Raw genomic sequence first — 16,626 nt, forward strand, 5'->3', positions numbered from 1 at the left:
ATATTATTGAAAATGTATGCTATTTTATTGTTAATAACAAATTGATAATAACAAAATAATAAAAACTATAAGGAAGGCGAGGAAGCGGCTATGTTCGGATTTAATTTTGTGAAATTTCAGCCCAGTGAGTATGTGATGAAGGTGAAGAACGGGAAAGTAGTTCGGGAAGGTGTGGGATTATCCTTTTATTATTACGCTCCAACAACCTCGGTCGTCGTCGCTCCTGTTTCCTCTATTGATGTGCCGTTCATATTTGAGGAAATGACCCACGATTTTCAGGCGGTGACGGTGCAGGGGCAACTGACTTATCGGATTGTGGATTATCGGAGATCGACGCAGATTTTGAATTATACGTATGACTTGAAAGCAAATCGCTACATTTCGGATGACCCGGGCAAGCTGGCCCAACGGGTGATTAACATTGCAAAGGTGCTGACCAAAAAATATCTGGAGCGTGTTCCGCTCAAAGAGGCTGTTCAATCCAGTGAACGTTTGGCCCAAAGCATGGCGAAGGATATCGCTCAACACGCGGAAATCGAAAAGCTCGGTATTGAGGTGATGGGACTGTCGATTTTGGCGATTTTACCGAATAAAGAAACGATGAGAGCGCTGGAGGCGCAGGCAAGGGAGGAAATTCTTCGCAATGCGGATCACGCCCTGTATGAGCGTCGGAATGCTTCCATTGAGCAGGAGCGGCGTGTGAAGGAGAATGAGCTGAACACCGAAATTGCAGTGGAGACGAAAAAGAAGCAAATCCGCGAAACCCAGCTCGATGCCGAACGTTCAGTGAAGCAGAAGCAAAGCGAGATGAAGGAGGAGCAAATGCTTTTTGACACGGCTTTGGAGGAGAAAAAGCGTGAGCTGATTGAGTTGACCGTAATGAATAAAAAGGCGGAAGCCGATGCCAAGGCTTATGAACTGACGGCAGTCATGAAATCGTTGCAGGATGTCGAGCCGAACGTGCTTCAGGCTATGGCGAACATGGATATGAGCCCGGATAAGCTGATCGCCATTGCATTCCAGGAGCTTGCAGAAAATGCAGGGAAAATCGGTCAGCTAAACATTACACCGGATTTGTTGCAAGGTCTGATGTCCGCTAAGGGAACAGGCGGATCGGAAGGAACGAGAGGATCCGGAGGAAGAGCACGATGAGTACCCGGATGACAGAGCACAGGATCATTTTGGTGAAGCGAAAAACACGTCTGGAGGAACTGATTATCCGGTATAACACGGTGCAGCAGGCCCAGTTTTTTATAGAACGGCTAGGTGCGGATTTCAGTGATTATGTGCTGGAGGATGAAAATTACCGCAGAGCGGTGGCAACGGCAGCATCGGAACTGACGACCTTGGGGAGGGTTCAGATTGTGGAGCGGGAGCATGTGCCCAACTTTATTTTTGGTGAGCAGGATACGGTGGTGGTGCTGGGTCAGGATGGGCTGGTGGCCAACACGTTAAAATACTTGACCGAGCAGCCGTTGATCGGTGTGAATCCAGATCCATTGCGCTGGGACGGAGTATTGCTGCCATTTACAGTATCGGATTTGCGCTGGGTTGTGCCAGATGTGTTCGTACACAGACGTCCGATCAAGGAGGTTACGCTGGCTAAGGCACAGCTAAATGACGGTCAGTCGTTGTACGCTGTGAACGATTTGTTCATCGGGCGCAAAACCCATGTTTCTGCGAGATATGAGCTGAGGCTGGAGGATCAGGTAGAGCAGCAATCCTCCAGCGGCATTATCGTTTCAACGGGGCTGGGCGCGACAGGCTGGTTGACCAGCGTGCTTGCCGGGGCGGCAGGGATTGTCGGCAGCGCTACGCAGCGCCCGATTTCGCTGACTCCAGATCATCTGGTGACGGGCGCCGTCTTCCATCAAGAAGCAGCAGCAGAAGGACAGCAACGAGGCCGGAGAAGCAACGGGCGCGACCATGGCAGTGACGATGACTATAGTCATGACAACCGCGCAACATGGAGTTCGCCATCGCTATATTTTACGGTGAGAGAACCATTTCCCAGTCGGACGACTGCTGCGGATCTTGTATTTGGTCAGGTGGAAGCTGAAAAACCGCTGCGGATTGCTTCGCAGATGCCGGAACATGGAGTCATTTTCAGCGATGGAGTAGAAAGCGACTTTCTGGAGTTTAATGCCGGGATAGAGGCGACCATTGGTCCGGCGGAGAAAAAAGGGCATCTGGTCGTGTAGAGGTTTGCACAGGACGGCAATGGGGAATGTTGAGTAAGGTACATCAATCAGATGAAGTCAAAAAGGAGGAATCAACATGAGCGACCACACTCAAGACGAAGCGAAAATCCGCAACAAGAAGAACGAGGACGGAGATTCCTTGATGGAGAAAAACAAGCTGGAAAACGGCGTGGATATCGAGCCGGAGGCTGACGAATGGATTGCGAAGCCTTCACCTGTGTCCTACGATGATACGAAAACCTCTTCGAAGCAATAAGACTCTTGCGTCCAAATAGAGCAAACATGCAGAGACAGATGATCCTTAATCGGGTCATCTGTCTCTTTGGCATGTATTATGGTGGAATAGGCGGGTTGAAATTAGTTGAATCTGGAATATACCTTCCATACCAGCTCACGGCGGCTGCTTACACCTGTTTTCAAGAAAATCGCTTTCAGATGATCCTGCACTGTGTAGGCTGAGATATGAAGTGCGCTTGCCAGCTCTCGGGTCGAAAAGCCTTGAACAATGAGCCGGACAAGCTGTCTTTCCCGCTCGGACCATGCAAACATCTCGGCCATGAGCGGCAGCATTTCAGTTGCTTTAGCAGGCTCAAACCATACGGCAAGCTGTTTTTCATCTTTACTTTGCCCGCTTTGAAGAAGGGTGGCCCTGAGTGTTACCCACCGGGTTCCTGCGTCTGCGGCGGGTATACATAGTTTGGCTGGTGAAGCGGAAGTAGTGAAAGCTCCCGGAAGGGCTGTGGATAGTGCGCGAAAGCATACCGCCCGAACGGGTGCGGGAAGGTTATTTTCGTCGATGCCTTCCTGCTGCCGAAGCAACTTAAGCCACTGGTCTGCCGTTGGATTGGAGGAAATCGGCTCCAGCTTGCCAGAAAGCACCAGAACCCCTGGCTCCATATCATTTTCCATAATTATAGCGGAGTCTGGAGATAAGCCCACACTGGCCTGACGCAAATGGTAGGCTATAGACGGTGCTAAGGCTTCAAGAAGCTGCTGCTCTTCCTCACTAAATACCGGCTCCGTATGAAGGCGAAACAACGTGAGAAATCCCCAGCAGGTTCCTTTGTACATTAACGGAACACGTAATTCATCCCCGAATCCGGCAGGCTGCAAAACATCCCTGTAACGTGCGCTCCGATTCGGATGACCTCCCGTAGCTCCGTTTAGGGTCGCTATGGATTGCCCCTCCCGCACCAACTGGTCGTATTTCATCACATCATTGCGCAGATATTCGTACTCTAACAGCTTGTAATGAATGCCATCCACGCCTGATTCGGTGAATGCCCCTGTGGAAAGCAGCGAATGCGGATCTATTGATGTACAACACGCCGCATCGAACGGAACCTGAGTACGTAAGCGGTCGATTAGCGTATGTTTGTAAGCTTGCGATGAAGGGGCTTTTTCTCCCAGTCGAATGATTTGCTGTCGAGCATCTTTTAGCTGTGAAAATTGTGTATATTGTGCGCTCATACATTGCTCCCATCGTGAAAAGCTGGAGTTTCGCAACATTGTATCGAAGTAAATCCCACATCTATGGGATGGTGAATATACGTACAGTCGTTATAATTGAGAATGATTCTTAATTCGGGATTTTGCAAAATCCTCAATTAAATCAACAATATACGAATGCTAGGGGAAGATCAAGGCTAGATGTAAGGCCTGTCGCATCTTTTTCCAGCTGTTCGATTTTGGAGGGAACTATATATGGAATATAGCAGTAGTAAGTCAAACGATCCTAAGGACGCTCATCACACAGGCAACAGCCGTCATACAAGCGCTGAACATAAAATTCCTAACCAGCCTATGAGCTGGAACGATCCGAATGTAAGCAAGTACCCGGACACGATTGCTTTAAAAATACCGGGATATGCTCATCTGTATGAGATGACGTGCCGCTTGATAACCGCACAGCTTGAGGCTCAGATCCGCACGGAGGCGACGGATCCGAATGTACTGATTATCGGGGCTGGCGGCGGTCAGGAGCTGATTACACTCGGAGGACAACATGCGGCATGGTCTTTTGCGGCAGTTGATCCATCTGAACGCATGCTGGATTTGGCGCGTCAGCGTGTGGCGCAAGCGGGCATAAGGTCAAAAATATCATTTGTCACAGGCACGTTGGAAGAGCTGCCCGGAGAACTATTCCAAGAACAGCCTAAGGAGCAGTCTGGAAAACAGACCGAAGCATCACACGCTGAGCCGATTTATGATGCTGCCACCTGCCTGCTGGTGCTTCATTTTCTTCACAGCCTGGAGAGCAAACGGGCATTGCTGCAACAGATATCTGCTCGTCTCAAACCCGGCGCGCCTTTTTGCCTGGCCTCCATCAATGGAAATCCACAGGAGTCTGCCTTTTCCATTCAAATGCAGGCGTGGAAAAGTCATATGCTGGATCAGGGCATTCCCCTGGAGGATTGGGAGCGATTCGCTGCCTCCATTGGCCGTGAGTCAGACCCGGTGTCCAATACGGCAATACAGGGAATGTTGGTAGATGCAGGCTTTACCCATATCACCCGGTATTTTGGCGCTTTTTTAGTGAATGGGTGGTTTGCAGTTAAAGGGGGAGAAGCTACTCATGACAAAGGATAGCATTATCATCATTGGCGGATACGGTCATGTTGGAAAAATTTTATGCACGGAACTAAGTGAAATGTTTCCCGGCAAGGTGTTTGCCGCAGGGCGTAGCATGGAACGTGCCACTGAATTTAGCAAGCAATCGGGTGGTAAGGTACTGCCTTTACAGCTTAATATCCATGAGCCGATAGCCTCGTCGATTTTAAAGCAGGCCAAGATCGTTATCATGTGTCTGGATCAGGAAAACACAGACTTGGTACGTGCCTGCCTTCAGCATGGGGTGCATTATATGGATATTACCGCGAATGCAGCTTTCTTGAGTCAGGTGGAGCGGTGTCATCAGGAGGCACGTGCTTATCAGGCCACTGCCCTGCTAAGTGTGGGATTGGCTCCGGGGCTGACGAATCTGTTGGCGTTACAAGCAACGCAGCTTATGGATCAGACGGATGAGTTGAACATTTCTCTGATGCTGGGCTTGGGAGACGAACATGGTCAGGCTGCTATTGAATGGACAGTGGACCAGATTCATACCGATTTAGAGGTTATGGAACAGGGTCGCCCGGTGATTCGAAAAAGCTTTAGCGACGGGCGAGTGGCAGACTTCGGCGCAGGAGTGGGGCGTCACCGCGCGTATCGTTTCCCATTTTCCGATCAGCATACACTTCCACGTACGCTCGGAATTCCTACGGTCAGCACACGTCTTTGCTTCGATTCCCGGTTAACTACCCGGCTTCTGGCAGGGCTTCGGACAACAGGGATATCGGGTTTACTCCGACAGAAATCCGTGCGTAACGCAATGGTTCGCAGCTTTAGCAAGCTGCATCTGGGAGGGAATGCGGTGGCGGTCCAGGTAGACGCGCGAGGAACCCTCCATGGCAAGGAAACGAAAGTCGAATGCCAACTAAGGGGACATCATCAATCCGATTTAACCGCCAAGGCAGCAGTCTTTGCAGCGCTGGCGCTATACCGTTCTGAGCTTCCTCATGGTGTATTTCACATGGAGCAGTGTTTTTCGTGGAATCGTATGCGGGAATGGCTGGGGCAGCAGGTAGCCGTGGATATTCAGGTGAACGGACAGCAGGTATAGAAGTCATATTTTCTGACACAAGAGGGACTTATGTAATCCAAGCTTATTCGGCAACTCATTGCGGATGGGTCTTGGATTTCTTTTCCTGTTAGATTACACTAGTACGAAGTACATATTTCAGCATTTTGCATCATTCGATTCCCAACGCTCGAAAGTACAATAGATAGACGAATTAAACCGTTTCGATCTATATTGCTGATTTGAAATCGCTCTTGGGATTGTTGCAAAATGCTCATTTTTGAAAAGAATTGAGTCATGTTGGTAGTTTTAGATGGAACACGATGATACAAACAGTTCCTGCCAGTAAATGGAGGTGAGTTAACATGACCTCGAGTCTATCCATACAGGAGATTGCTGAGGTCGAAAGCAGTAAGTTAAAACGAAGAAAGGGGAGAATGAAGTGAAGGTGGAACAGGATTTGGAAGACATCAAGGACAGACTGGCCCAGATCGAGGAAAATCTGGAACGAAGGTCGACTTCCGGAAGAATACTGAAAACGATGCTTATCATTTTCTTGTCTGTATTTTTCTTGCTTTTGGTGATCGGAGTTGTTCAATTTGTTTCCAACTCATCGGTATAACGAACCGGAAGAAGGGAGTTCGTGATGTCCATAGAAGCGATCATTTTTGATCTGGATAATACGCTGATTCATCGTAAACAGGCGTTTGCGGCATATACGGAGCGTTTTGTGGAACGCTTCATTGTGGCGGAAGATCCGGCGAGCAGGGCAGCAATAGTCGAGCACATACGCCTGGCGGATCAGGATGGATACCGTGACAAAAGGGAGCTGTATACGGAGCTGCATGCAGAGTTGGAACTGAAAAATCCGGATACGACGGTACAGGAAATGCTGGGCTTTTGGTATGGTGAATTTCATAAGTTTACGGTACTGATGGATGGAGCCAAGGAAGTGCTGTCCGAGCTGCGGTCGCGGGGTTTGAAGCTTGGTATCATCACCAATGGCTCACTCCGCACACAACAAGCAAAGATCAACCGTGTGATGCTGAAGGATTATTTTGATTCCATTATCGTCTCGGGAGGCGTCCGCGTGGAGAAGCCTAATCCTCGCATATTCGAGTTGGCGTTAAATGAGCTGGAGATTACAGACCCAGGCAACGTCTGGTATGTAGGCGATCATCCGACGAATGATATTCGTGGTGCCCAAAGTGCAGGCTTGCATACGATCTGGCTGGAGGGATTTATGCCGTGGCAGGAAACGGGCATTGTGCCGAATTACAGGATTGGCAGTTTGCGCGAAATTATTGGTTGGCTGGATCATGCCAGCTATTCGGGGAAAATGGAGGAGGGAGCATCATGAGTAAGGTGCAGACGGATCAGACCAGCCCCATTTTATTATCGTTTCCGGAGCAATTCCAGACAGAACGGTTGACGCTTCGCGCTCCACAGTGGGGTGATGGGGCGATGGTCAATGAAGCCATACGGGAGAGTGTGGAAGAATTGCGTCCCTGGTTGCCTTTTGCAAGAAATCTTCCTACGCCAGAGGAATCTGAAATCCGTTCACGCCAAGCCAGACTTCAATTTCTGGACCGGTCTGACATGATGTTGTACGTATTTGAGACGGTATCGGGAGCTTTTGTAGCCAGCAGTGGCTTGCACCGGATCGACTGGGCTGCACGCAAGTTTGAAATCGGGTACTGGCTCAGAACGTCTTGCACAGGAAAAGGCATGATAACAGAGGCAGTACACGGTATCACGGATTTTGCCATACAGCATTTGGAGGCGAATCGGCTCGAGATTCGTTGTGATTCCAGAAATACACGCAGCGCCAAGGTAGCAGAACGGGCAGGTTTTACGCTGGAGGGTATTTTGCGGAATGTCGAGTATGATGAAGAAGGCACACTGGCCAGCCAAATGATTTTTGCCAAGGTGCGCGGCATTGAATTTTAGCATCAGAAGTGGAACGGGGATACAATATTATGAGCCAAAAGCGCAAGAAAGCTACGTTTGTACGATATTTCGGAGGCCTCCTTATGATGAATTGGATCATGAAAAATACAGACAGGCTAGTGTGCATACAATATGACATCAGCAGGAATATCAGCACTCTTGCAAGCGCTAACCTAAGGGGATACTCGACGAGATCCCAGCAGCTTGGCGAAGCTTTTCCAACGTTAGGTCAGGTGATTTAGCATGGGAAGAACTCGTAAAAGCGTCGACGTCGACAGGAAGACGAATCGGAACACAGGTGTGAAATCCCGCTGGAAGGCCCGAGCTGTGTATCTGGCTGCGGTGCTGGTCGCTATCCTGTTGGGCTTGGGAAGCAGGACCTTTTCCTCCTGGTTGCCTGAATTCGTTGCCAATCATTTTGGGGATGCCTTGTGGGCGTGCATGATTTACTTTGGGCTGAGGATGTTGTGGGTGGATCGTCGGTTGTCTGTGGCGCTGTGGGGCAGTTTGCTGTTTTGTTTCGCCATTGAGTTCAGTCAGATGTACCAGGCTCCCTGGATTAACAGTATCCGTGCGACGACATTGGGCGGGCTGGTGTTGGGAAAAGGGTTCCTGACCGCCGATCTGATTCGGTACACGGTGGGTATTGCGGTATCCTGGGCGTTGGACCAAGGCTGCCAAAGGCTGGCGGGTATCACAACACGCACTACACATATAGACGATGACGAGTCATTCAAATAACCTGAAAAGTGAGGGTTGCGCTTGAGACAAAAGGGAAAGCGTCACAGGTTGTTGGGTAAAATGATCGGATTATGCGCAGGGTTCAGCTTGTTGTTTGCGACCATACTTGTTCCGGGGCAGGCATTGGCTGATAAACAGCTTGCGGGGCCTCTTCGTTTTGACTTTGGCCCGGGAAGCATAGCTGAGGGCTACACTCAGGTCACCGCCAAGGATGCATACACGCCTGAACGAGGCTATGGATTTACCGATCTTTCCAAGGTGAAAGAAGAGGATCGTGGTGGAAATGACGCTATTCGTTCGGATTTCATTCGTGTTCAGGGATCATCCTTTGTCGTCAATCTGCCGCCTGCGGATTATACGCTTTCCCTGATCGCAGGGGATACAGCCGGAAGTACAGATATTACGGTAAAGGCCGAGTCCATCGTCAAGGTGGAGCCTGCCGCCAAAACAGCGGGACAATTTGTCGAGGCCACATTTGAGCTTGCGCTCATCGATGGTCAGCTGGAATTGTATTTCTCGGGAAATGATCCGAAGATTAACGCGCTGGTTATTACGCCAAAAGAGACTCGAACGCAAAGTGAGCATCCTTCCGTATATCTTGCAGGGGATTCCACGGTCCAAACCTATAAAGCCTCTATGAAGCCTCAGGCTGGTTGGGGACAGAAGATTGCGCCGTTCTTCACAGACGAGACGACTTTTGTGAACCGTTCTATTGGTGGACGAAGCACGAAGACTTTCCTTGTACAAGGAAGACTGGACGATATTTTGCGGACCATCCGACCGGGTGATTATTTGCTCATCCAGTTTGGTCATAATGATGCGGCAATCAACAACCAAGAGCGTTATGTTTCCCCAGCGGATTACAAAGTCTATTTGAAAACCTACATTCAAGGAGCGACACAACGCGGGGCTACACCTGTGCTGGTAACCCCTGTTGGCCGCAGGGATTATGATGCCGCAAGTGCTTCCTATCGGATCAGTTTTCCGGAATACGTGCAGGCCATGAAGGAAACGGCATCGGAGACAGGCGTTGCGCTGGTCGATCTAAGTCGGTTAAGTGTGGCGTACTATAATACGCTTGGTCCGGAAGGAACGCTTCCGTTATTTTTACATTTGGAGCCGGGAGTGTATCCTGCGTTCCCTGATGGAGTGCAGGACGATACGCATTTTCAGGAGTATGGTGCGGAGCAAATAGCCCGTCTGGTAGCCCAGGGGATCCGCGAGCTGAATATCCCTTTATCCTCTTATGTACGGACGAATAATTCACCATAAAACGCTATTTCCATACGCATGGTATACTTAGAAAACAAGCTGGCCCTACCCGAAGATGGCTCTGTTCCGGCTTGGGTAGGGCCTTAACGTTCCGGGCAAAAGAAGGAGAGGCCAGGCGTGAGTAAAATAAAGGACGGTATGTTGGGTCTGTGCATCGGGGACGCGCTTGGCGGGAATTTATTATGGGCTTGGGGAGATTCCGCAGCATTGGCTTACGTCCTTGGCGAGAGTAGAGGATATCATCAAGTGGTGCGAGCAGTTTGAGCATTCATTGGCAAAATAAAAGCTTCATTTAACTTGAGCCACGGGAGGAAACGCTAATGTCGGTTGCCCAGTTGAACAGACTCATTGACGGTCAAATACTCTATAATCAGCATCGGAGTTTGTTTTATATGCATGAGGGGAACGCCCTGATGGGTCCTTCACCGGAAATGACGTATTGGCTGACACAGAGAAGCCCGGAACTGCTCCTCATGCTCCAAAGCTTGAAGCGTCAGCATGAGTATACCGCTTTTGTCACGGGCGTCGCGGCAAAAACACTGCACCAGTTTGTGAGCGTCAATCAGTATATTCATTTTCAATCAGATCATCTTAATGAGCTTACACAATTGTATGATCGACTTTTCACCCGGATTCAAAAGCTGTTCCAAAACCAGGCTATGAATGAGAGCATACTAAATTTACTGCTGCAACAGCATTACGGGCATTTAAGAGATTTTCTAATTCGTACCAACGGACGGACGATGTTTGCCAAGTATGCAGAGAGTGAGTACACCTTTTGGATACCTTGTGAGGAATATACGCCTGAATTGCAGGCAAAGCTGCTAGGATTGGACATTGCTCGTTTGCAGGAGCCTGTTCTCGATGTAGGCTGCGGATCAGAGGCACGGCTAGTCGGCTATTTGCGTTCCCTTGGGATTGAGGCTTATGGAACAGATCGGTTGGCTGAAAAGGGAACAGGTGTTACTCAGGGAGATTGGCTGGAGACAACCTTCAAGGAAGGCACATGGGGAACGATTATCTCTCATATGGCGTTCTCCAACCATTTTATACATCATCATTTGAAATCGGACGGCAATATTCACGAATACGCCCACAAATATATGGAATTGCTTAGGGCAATCCGGCCGGGAGGAAGCTTTATTTACAGTCCGTGCCTTCCTTTTATGGAAGATCTTTTGGATATCCAAGCTGGTTATCGAGTAGAGCATATCCAGTCATCTAAAGGTTATGAAGCCACGAAAATAACACGATTACGTTCATAATGGCTAAGGGTGTTCAAAGGTAAAAAGCAGAGCATGGAGGGGCGCACAATGAACATAGAAACAGCGATTGCAATTGCGGCACAGGCTCACCAGGGACAGACGGACAAGGGCGGTCAGCCTTATATTTTCCACCCCCTTCAGGTCATGAACCGAGTAGAGCATATGGATGAAAAAATAGTTGCCGTGCTGCATGATGTGCTGGAGGATACAGGGGTCATAGCGGATCAACTGAAAGAAGCGGGCTTTGGCAAACACATCATTGAAGCGGTGGAAGGACTCACTCGGAACAAGGGAGAGGAGTACAGCGATTTTATACGCCGAGCCAAAAACAATCCATTGTCCAGAGCAGTGAAAATAGCGGATATTCAGGAAAATATGAATCTGGATCGCATCCCTCATCCCACGGAGAAGGATGCAGCACGAATAGAAAAGTATAAGCAGGCGCTGCAAGAGCTTTTGGATTGAACCCATTTTAAAGAAAAGTAACTGAATTATTCATTTCCCAAGGCTACAGCACCACCACCATTCGGCAAATTGCAGAAGCGGCGCAGATTGGGCGAGGCCATCTGTTGCTTCATCTATATAAGGGCTTAATCGGAAATATACATGAATGACATTATTTTAAATTTGGGCACACCCAAATGATTGGCAACCCAGGTATGTATGATTGAAGATTTATCACGGAGAAAGGCCGGACTTTAGTCCTTTTATTTGTCAGAGTTCATCTTGGAATGGTAGTATAAGGATAGATATTACTCTATTTGGGATTCTGTTAACGATCTAAACCATATTTTCCTAAAAGCCGATATATCTGAATGAGGCGAAAACACACACTGTTATTGTACCCGTCCGAAAATGGATGTATATGATTGGGTTAGGAGAGTAGAAGAAGTGTCGGATTTGTATACGAAAAAAGAAGTAAAAGACTATGTAACGAATGTAGTTTTTGAGCGGCCTTTAGGTGTAAGTATTGCAGCCATTTTACTGATTTTTAATGGAGCTCTTCTGCTGGTGACACAGCTGTTGACGCTTAATGCGTTGAATGAGGCTTCTACGTTGGTGGGAATTTGCAGGGGGATGTTTCAAGGATTCATCGCTTTGCTCGGTTTGTCAGGGGCAACTGCCGGTGTCGGCATGTTATTTGGTAAGAAGTGGGCCTGGTGGCTTGCTGTATTTTATTTTACATATGAAACGATGCGTTATGCGTGTGCGATCCTGTTTATTCCGGATGTACCTCCAATGTTGGGGGGCGTACATCTAAGTCCTGCCCTATACTACGTAAAGTATGGTATGCGTATTGTTTGGAATTTGCTGTTTACGGTGTTTATGTGCCGTAGTACAGTGACTGGATTTTTTCAAACAAGTGGAATAAATAAGTGGAAGGCATGTATTTTATTATTTTTAATCAATGGGGTGATGGTCGGAATCGGCTGGTGGCTGATGAAATAGTATCTTCATATATGAGGAAGGAGATAGATGATGACAAAGGAAATGTTTCCGGTGCTGGAAACCAGCCGCTTGCATTTAAGACAGCTTACGTTGGGAGACGCGGAGGATGTGTTCGCCTATTTCTCCAAAGATGAGGTTACGAAATATTATGATCTGGAAAGCTTTACAGAGGTAAAGCAAGCAGAACATTTTATTCGTTCCATGCGATCCAAATATGAAAAGCAAGAGGGCTTTCGTTGGGGGATTACGTTAAGAGAAGCTCCTGAACGTGTAGTTGGTACTATTGGATTTCATAACTGGCACAAGAAGCACTCTCGTATTGAAATCGGCTATGAGCTGGCACCCGAATACTGGCGACAGGGCCTGATGGCAGAAGCGATGAAGGCAGTGATTCATTATGGATTTCATTTGCCGCAGGTTCACCGTATTGAAGCCTTCATTGATCCAGATAACGAAGGCTCCAGACGGTTATTGCTCAAAAGTGGTTTTACCCAAGAGGGTCACTTGAGAGACTATTTTTATGAAAAAGGTCAGTTTGTCGATGCTGTTATTTTTGCTATCCTTCGAGAAGAATATCGTGCGGATTAGTAATTTTACAAATATCCTTTTTCTCCGTAAGGCTGGAGCCGATCAAGCCAGGTCTGCTCCAGCTTGGACAGCGCATCTTTGACATCGAAGAATTCCGAATCTTTTTTCTTCAAAAGTTCCAGCACCTCAAACTCAAACGCATCTTCGCCATACTCATTCCATTCCTGTTGCAATTGTTGGTTCTGACAAGTGCCCATTTGTAACTCAAACCGACGACCGTTCAATGATTTTAAATTAGGTGTGCCAGCAACAAAAATTTTCCCGTTGTGTGTATTGCGAATGCAGTAGATTCCGGCTTCTGTCTTGATCTCCATATACTGCTGCACCAGTTCTTTTCTTCGATTCATTTTGAGTCCTCCTTATTTTACAAATATCGTGCTTCAAGATTCCTTCAACCAATATTCACTGCCATCCGGCTTGCGATCCAACAGACTATATTCAATCATATATCTTCGCACCGTGACATAATCGTCATACACTTCCTGTAAAATGGCATTAATATCCTTCTCATGATACGTCCGTCCTTCCTCAAAACGTCCCGCAATTTCACGCAGCACAATCAACTTATGCTTTTCCTGCATTTTGAAGGTTTTCAGGCGACCCTGTGTACCATCTGGAAAATACTTTGCCAGTACCTTTTGCCTTTCGTCTTCGGTAATGTTGTAGCGTTCATCCACCATCCGTGCCCGTACAGGCACTTCGACGATAGCGGGAGCGTGGCGGTCTTTTTCTTTTAGCAGCTCCATCAAGGTCAGAAATACCTTGGCCTGCCGTTCCTTTTCTTTGAGGCCAAAGCGATGATTGCGGATGGTGGATGCGCTGCCGATTCCGGTTTCCTTTTGAATATCCGCATCGCCCATGCCTTGATAAAACAACTGGAGTAATCGATTCTGATGATCCGTCAGTCCGGTCAGCTTTTTGTCCAGGCCGATCAAATAGTCAAAGACCGAACTGTACGTCCGCTCAATATGAAGACGCATATACCGCTCTGCGTCATAAAATACCCCTTGATCCTGATATATGATTCCTTGCTCGTAGTGCTGTCCGTCCAGCAGACAAATCACCTGCTCCCCTTGACGGATATATCCACGCTTCAGTTCCTCGATTCCAGCATTCCAGAATAGCTCGGAATGATCCATTTTTACAAACACCTCGATTAAATGTTGATTATTTTATAGACAATATAACATTTTGTTTATATAAAATCAATGGATGAAGTGAAGGGGTTAATTATACTGGTCATTCAAATGGAATTATGTTTAAAAAAGATATTTATTATTTTAAGTATTTTTAATGGTAATTTAAAAATATTTCTCTAATTTTCTTTATTTCGACATTATTCGCTATATACAAATTAAATGCGACATTGTTATCATATGAAATACAAATATATCCTTTTGAAGAGGGAGGAATATGAGAGGGTATAGGAAAGAATATTAATTTTAATATTCTTTTAACAACGTATTGTTACTAATTTTGAGGAGATGGATTTTAAAAATGAAATATAATTTTTCCGAATTGGGGATGAAGGAAAAGGGAAAGAAAGCTAAGTCACTCGTTTTAACTATACTTGGCTTATTTGTTTTTTTATCTCCATGGAGCACAACTGTGCTTCCTCAGGCAGTAGTGTCAGCAGCGTTTACAGGTGGAATACCCATAAATATTTATCCACGACCAGACAGGGGCGGATCAATAGGGATACCAGAAGACAGTCAAACACCGACGACAGAGCCATCATCTACACATGAAGCAGTAACCTTGTCAGACGGTTCGATTGTACATGTGCAGGCGAGTTCTCCTTATATCAATTTTATTCGCAACAATGTAGTCGTTTATTCCAAAGATCTTGGGGCTGCATTATCGGTTAAATTTTACAGTGCTTCTGCATCTTCTAATAACGCTATTACTGTCAATTACTTTTACATTAATGAGAATAATGGAGCTAAATCCTCGGGGAATTTTACATACTCAGGAATTGTTTTAACCACTCCAGCCAGCCCACGTATGAGTACCAATATGACAGGGATAACGAATCAAAATGTCCCTATCCAATTGGATGGTGTACCTGCTAATTCTAAAAGCGAGTATAAAATCGGTGTGAACGGTACGTGGACTCCATACAGTAACCCATTTCAAGTGTCTGAAAACACTACTATTTTTGCTCGTTGTACAGATAAATATGGGAATATAAGCGCTGTGAATTCATTAGTAGTCAATAACATTGATAAAGCACCGCCTGCGCCGCCATCATTCAGTCATAGCCCTGCGGGTGAAATAGCCAACAATATCAGAGTTACAATGAACTACCCTTCTGATGCAGTATCAAGGGAATATCGTATCAATCAAGGCGAATGGAAGGTGTACAATTCACCAATCGATGTCAATGAGTACGGGATGCGCATACAAGCACGGGCAAAAGATAGCGCTGGAAATGTTTCTCAGATTGCAGATTCTGTCATAAATTTGATAAACAGAGGCCCCGTAGCTATTAAAACCATTCCAGCAACCACGATTGAAATGGATGAGGGAATTTCAGTTAAAGATTTATCCGAATACTTTACAGATCCTGACCAGCAGCAGCTTCGGTATTCCGGTGCGAATTCAAATTCATCTGTTGTCACACATCAATTGGTTAAGGATTCAAAAGGGAATACCTCGATACTAAATTTGCAACCGCAAAGCTCGGGAGAATCGACGATAACGATAACTGCTACAGATCCGTTAGGCAAGTCTGTATCCCAGAGCTTCGTTGTAAAAGTTCTAGATACCAAATATGTACAACAACTGGCCAAAACTACAGCAGCGGTAGTACAAGCTGAGACTTCTAAATTACAAGTCGATGTAACAGCAGCTGTAGAACTAATAAACAAGCTGCGTGATCCAGACAAGGGCAAGCTTGTTGAAAGGGTAGTAGCCATACAGAAAAATATTGATGCAAAAGCTGCCTATACTGAGCAATTGACCACAGCTACACAAGCAGTTGTAAAAGCAGAAACTTCAAATTTACAAACTGAGATTAATATAGCCCGTGCTTTGCTTGTGCATCTCAATGATGCGGACAAGCAACAGCTTAACGATCGATTGGATCGTATACCGGCTATTGATGATTTACCTAAGGATATAACAAGCCCTTCCAAACCGAAGAAGCTGGCAGGTTCCAGACCTACACCGGACCGTATTATTTTAACGTGGGAAGCATCTACCGATGATGTTGGAGTCGTTAGCTATGATGTTTATCGTAATGGTCAGATGATAGGCAATACCAAGGAATTAACCTTTCAAGTAGACCAATTAGAACCTCAGAAAATATATATGTTCGCAGTAAAAGCCAAGGATGCGGCTGGTAACTATTCGGAATTTAGCAATAGTGTTAAAAGCGGCTTATCCAGAAAGTATAAATACATTTATGACGTTAATGGAAGGCTTGAACATATTGAACAGGATGGCCAAGTTGTTTTCCAATATCAATATGACTCCAATGGTAACCTGATACAGATTATAAAGTGAGCAATTTCTAAATAAATGATATGTAACCAAATTT

Annotated in this window: 20 protein-coding genes; 17 read left to right on the forward strand and 3 right to left on the reverse strand. The window is 46.6% G+C overall.

Going from position 1 to position 16,626, the window contains the following annotated elements:
• Positions 1-90 precede the first annotated feature (90 nt).
• From ABIA61_RS12905 to ABIA61_RS12915, 3 genes are all read left to right on the forward strand, one after another.
• A complete protein-coding gene (locus tag ABIA61_RS12905) occupies positions 91-1,152 on the forward strand; it encodes an SPFH domain-containing protein (protein WP_283655180.1) in 1,062 nt (353 codons plus the stop codon).
• Positions 1,149-2,201 carry an NAD(+)/NADH kinase gene (locus ABIA61_RS12910; RefSeq protein ID WP_404580820.1) on the forward strand — a complete coding sequence of 351 codons (1,053 nt, stop codon included), beginning with the start codon at positions 1,149-1,151 and terminating at the stop codon, positions 2,199-2,201. Before ABIA61_RS12905 ends, ABIA61_RS12910 begins: the two co-directional genes overlap by 4 nt.
• Positions 2,202-2,277: 76 nt before the next feature.
• Entirely contained in the window at positions 2,278-2,457 is a 180-nt protein-coding gene (locus tag ABIA61_RS12915; protein WP_014280513.1) for a hypothetical protein, read from the forward strand.
• 101 nt (positions 2,458-2,558) lie between these two features.
• On the opposite strand, the gene ABIA61_RS12920 is transcribed toward ABIA61_RS12915, so the two are convergent.
• Positions 2,559-3,671 (reverse strand): LuxR C-terminal-related transcriptional regulator, encoded by a 1,113-nt coding sequence (locus ABIA61_RS12920; RefSeq protein ID WP_404519961.1) that lies wholly within the window; start codon positions 3,669-3,671, stop codon positions 2,559-2,561.
• Between the two features lie 333 nt (positions 3,672-4,004).
• On the opposite strand from ABIA61_RS12920, the gene ABIA61_RS12925 reads away from it, so the two are divergent.
• The 13 genes from ABIA61_RS12925 (at position 4,005) to ABIA61_RS12985 (ending at position 13,085) form a co-directional block, all read left to right on the forward strand.
• Positions 4,005-4,790, forward strand: a complete 786-nt coding sequence (locus ABIA61_RS12925; protein WP_404520067.1) for a class I SAM-dependent methyltransferase — start codon at positions 4,005-4,007, stop codon at positions 4,788-4,790.
• A complete protein-coding gene (locus ABIA61_RS12930) occupies positions 4,777-5,862 on the forward strand; it encodes a saccharopine dehydrogenase family protein (RefSeq protein WP_404519963.1) in 1,086 nt (361 codons plus the stop codon). Before ABIA61_RS12925 ends, ABIA61_RS12930 begins: the two co-directional genes overlap by 14 nt.
• Positions 5,863-6,262: 400 nt before the next feature.
• Positions 6,263-6,442 carry a hypothetical protein gene (locus tag ABIA61_RS12935; protein WP_283655184.1) on the forward strand — a complete coding sequence of 60 codons (180 nt, stop codon included), beginning with the start codon at positions 6,263-6,265 and terminating at the stop codon, positions 6,440-6,442.
• Positions 6,443-6,466: 24 nt separating this feature from the next.
• Positions 6,467-7,180: an HAD family hydrolase gene (locus ABIA61_RS12940; protein WP_283655185.1), complete on the forward strand. Its 714-nt coding sequence runs from the start codon at positions 6,467-6,469 to the stop codon at positions 7,178-7,180.
• Complete coding sequence (locus tag ABIA61_RS12945; protein WP_404519965.1) at positions 7,177-7,770, forward strand: GNAT family N-acetyltransferase; 594 nt, start codon at positions 7,177-7,179, stop codon at positions 7,768-7,770. Before ABIA61_RS12940 ends, ABIA61_RS12945 begins: the two co-directional genes overlap by 4 nt.
• Positions 7,771-8,013: 243 nt before the next feature.
• Positions 8,014-8,511: a ribosomal maturation YjgA family protein gene (locus ABIA61_RS12950; RefSeq protein WP_404580821.1), complete on the forward strand. Its 498-nt coding sequence runs from the start codon at positions 8,014-8,016 to the stop codon at positions 8,509-8,511.
• 60 nt (positions 8,512-8,571) lie between these two features.
• On the forward strand, positions 8,572-9,783 hold the full coding sequence (locus ABIA61_RS12955) for a rhamnogalacturonan acetylesterase (protein WP_404580853.1): 1,212 nt from the start codon (positions 8,572-8,574) through the stop codon (positions 9,781-9,783).
• Between the two features lie 117 nt (positions 9,784-9,900).
• Positions 9,901-10,047 carry a hypothetical protein gene (locus ABIA61_RS12960; RefSeq protein ID WP_283655187.1) on the forward strand — a complete coding sequence of 49 codons (147 nt, stop codon included), beginning with the start codon at positions 9,901-9,903 and terminating at the stop codon, positions 10,045-10,047.
• 56 nt (positions 10,048-10,103) lie between these two features.
• A complete protein-coding gene (locus ABIA61_RS12965; protein ID WP_283655188.1) occupies positions 10,104-11,048 on the forward strand; it encodes a class I SAM-dependent methyltransferase in 945 nt (314 codons plus the stop codon).
• A 48-nt stretch (positions 11,049-11,096) separates the two neighbouring features.
• Positions 11,097-11,513, forward strand: coding sequence for an HD domain-containing protein (locus ABIA61_RS12970; protein ID WP_283655189.1), 417 nt, complete (start codon positions 11,097-11,099; stop codon positions 11,511-11,513).
• 32 nt (positions 11,514-11,545) lie between these two features.
• Positions 11,546-11,662 (forward strand): TetR family transcriptional regulator, encoded by a 117-nt coding sequence (locus tag ABIA61_RS12975; RefSeq protein WP_404520071.1) that lies wholly within the window; start codon positions 11,546-11,548, stop codon positions 11,660-11,662.
• 277 nt (positions 11,663-11,939) lie between these two features.
• Entirely contained in the window at positions 11,940-12,497 is a 558-nt protein-coding gene (locus ABIA61_RS12980) for a hypothetical protein (protein ID WP_283655190.1), read from the forward strand.
• Between the two features lie 30 nt (positions 12,498-12,527).
• Positions 12,528-13,085 carry a GNAT family N-acetyltransferase gene (locus ABIA61_RS12985; RefSeq protein ID WP_283656224.1) on the forward strand — a complete coding sequence of 186 codons (558 nt, stop codon included), beginning with the start codon at positions 12,528-12,530 and terminating at the stop codon, positions 13,083-13,085.
• A 5-nt stretch (positions 13,086-13,090) separates the two neighbouring features.
• On the opposite strand, the gene ABIA61_RS12990 is transcribed toward ABIA61_RS12985, so the two are convergent.
• Together ABIA61_RS12990 and ABIA61_RS12995 are read right to left on the reverse strand one after the other, a co-directional pair.
• Positions 13,091-13,432 carry a GIY-YIG nuclease family protein gene (locus ABIA61_RS12990; RefSeq protein ID WP_283655191.1) on the reverse strand — a complete coding sequence of 114 codons (342 nt, stop codon included), beginning with the start codon at positions 13,430-13,432 and terminating at the stop codon, positions 13,091-13,093.
• Between the two features lie 33 nt (positions 13,433-13,465).
• Positions 13,466-14,224 (reverse strand): DUF2087 domain-containing protein, encoded by a 759-nt coding sequence (locus ABIA61_RS12995; protein ID WP_283655192.1) that lies wholly within the window; start codon positions 14,222-14,224, stop codon positions 13,466-13,468.
• Positions 14,225-14,582: 358 nt separating this feature from the next.
• Between ABIA61_RS12995 and ABIA61_RS13000 the strand changes: the two genes are divergently transcribed.
• Complete coding sequence (locus ABIA61_RS13000; protein WP_404519969.1) at positions 14,583-16,592, forward strand: fibronectin type III domain-containing protein; 2,010 nt, start codon at positions 14,583-14,585, stop codon at positions 16,590-16,592.
• Positions 16,593-16,626: the final 34 nt, after the last annotated feature.

Source organism: Paenibacillus sp. RC21 (assembly GCF_044907935.1).
Classification (GTDB): domain Bacteria; phylum Bacillota; class Bacilli; order Paenibacillales; family Paenibacillaceae; genus Paenibacillus; species Paenibacillus terrae_A.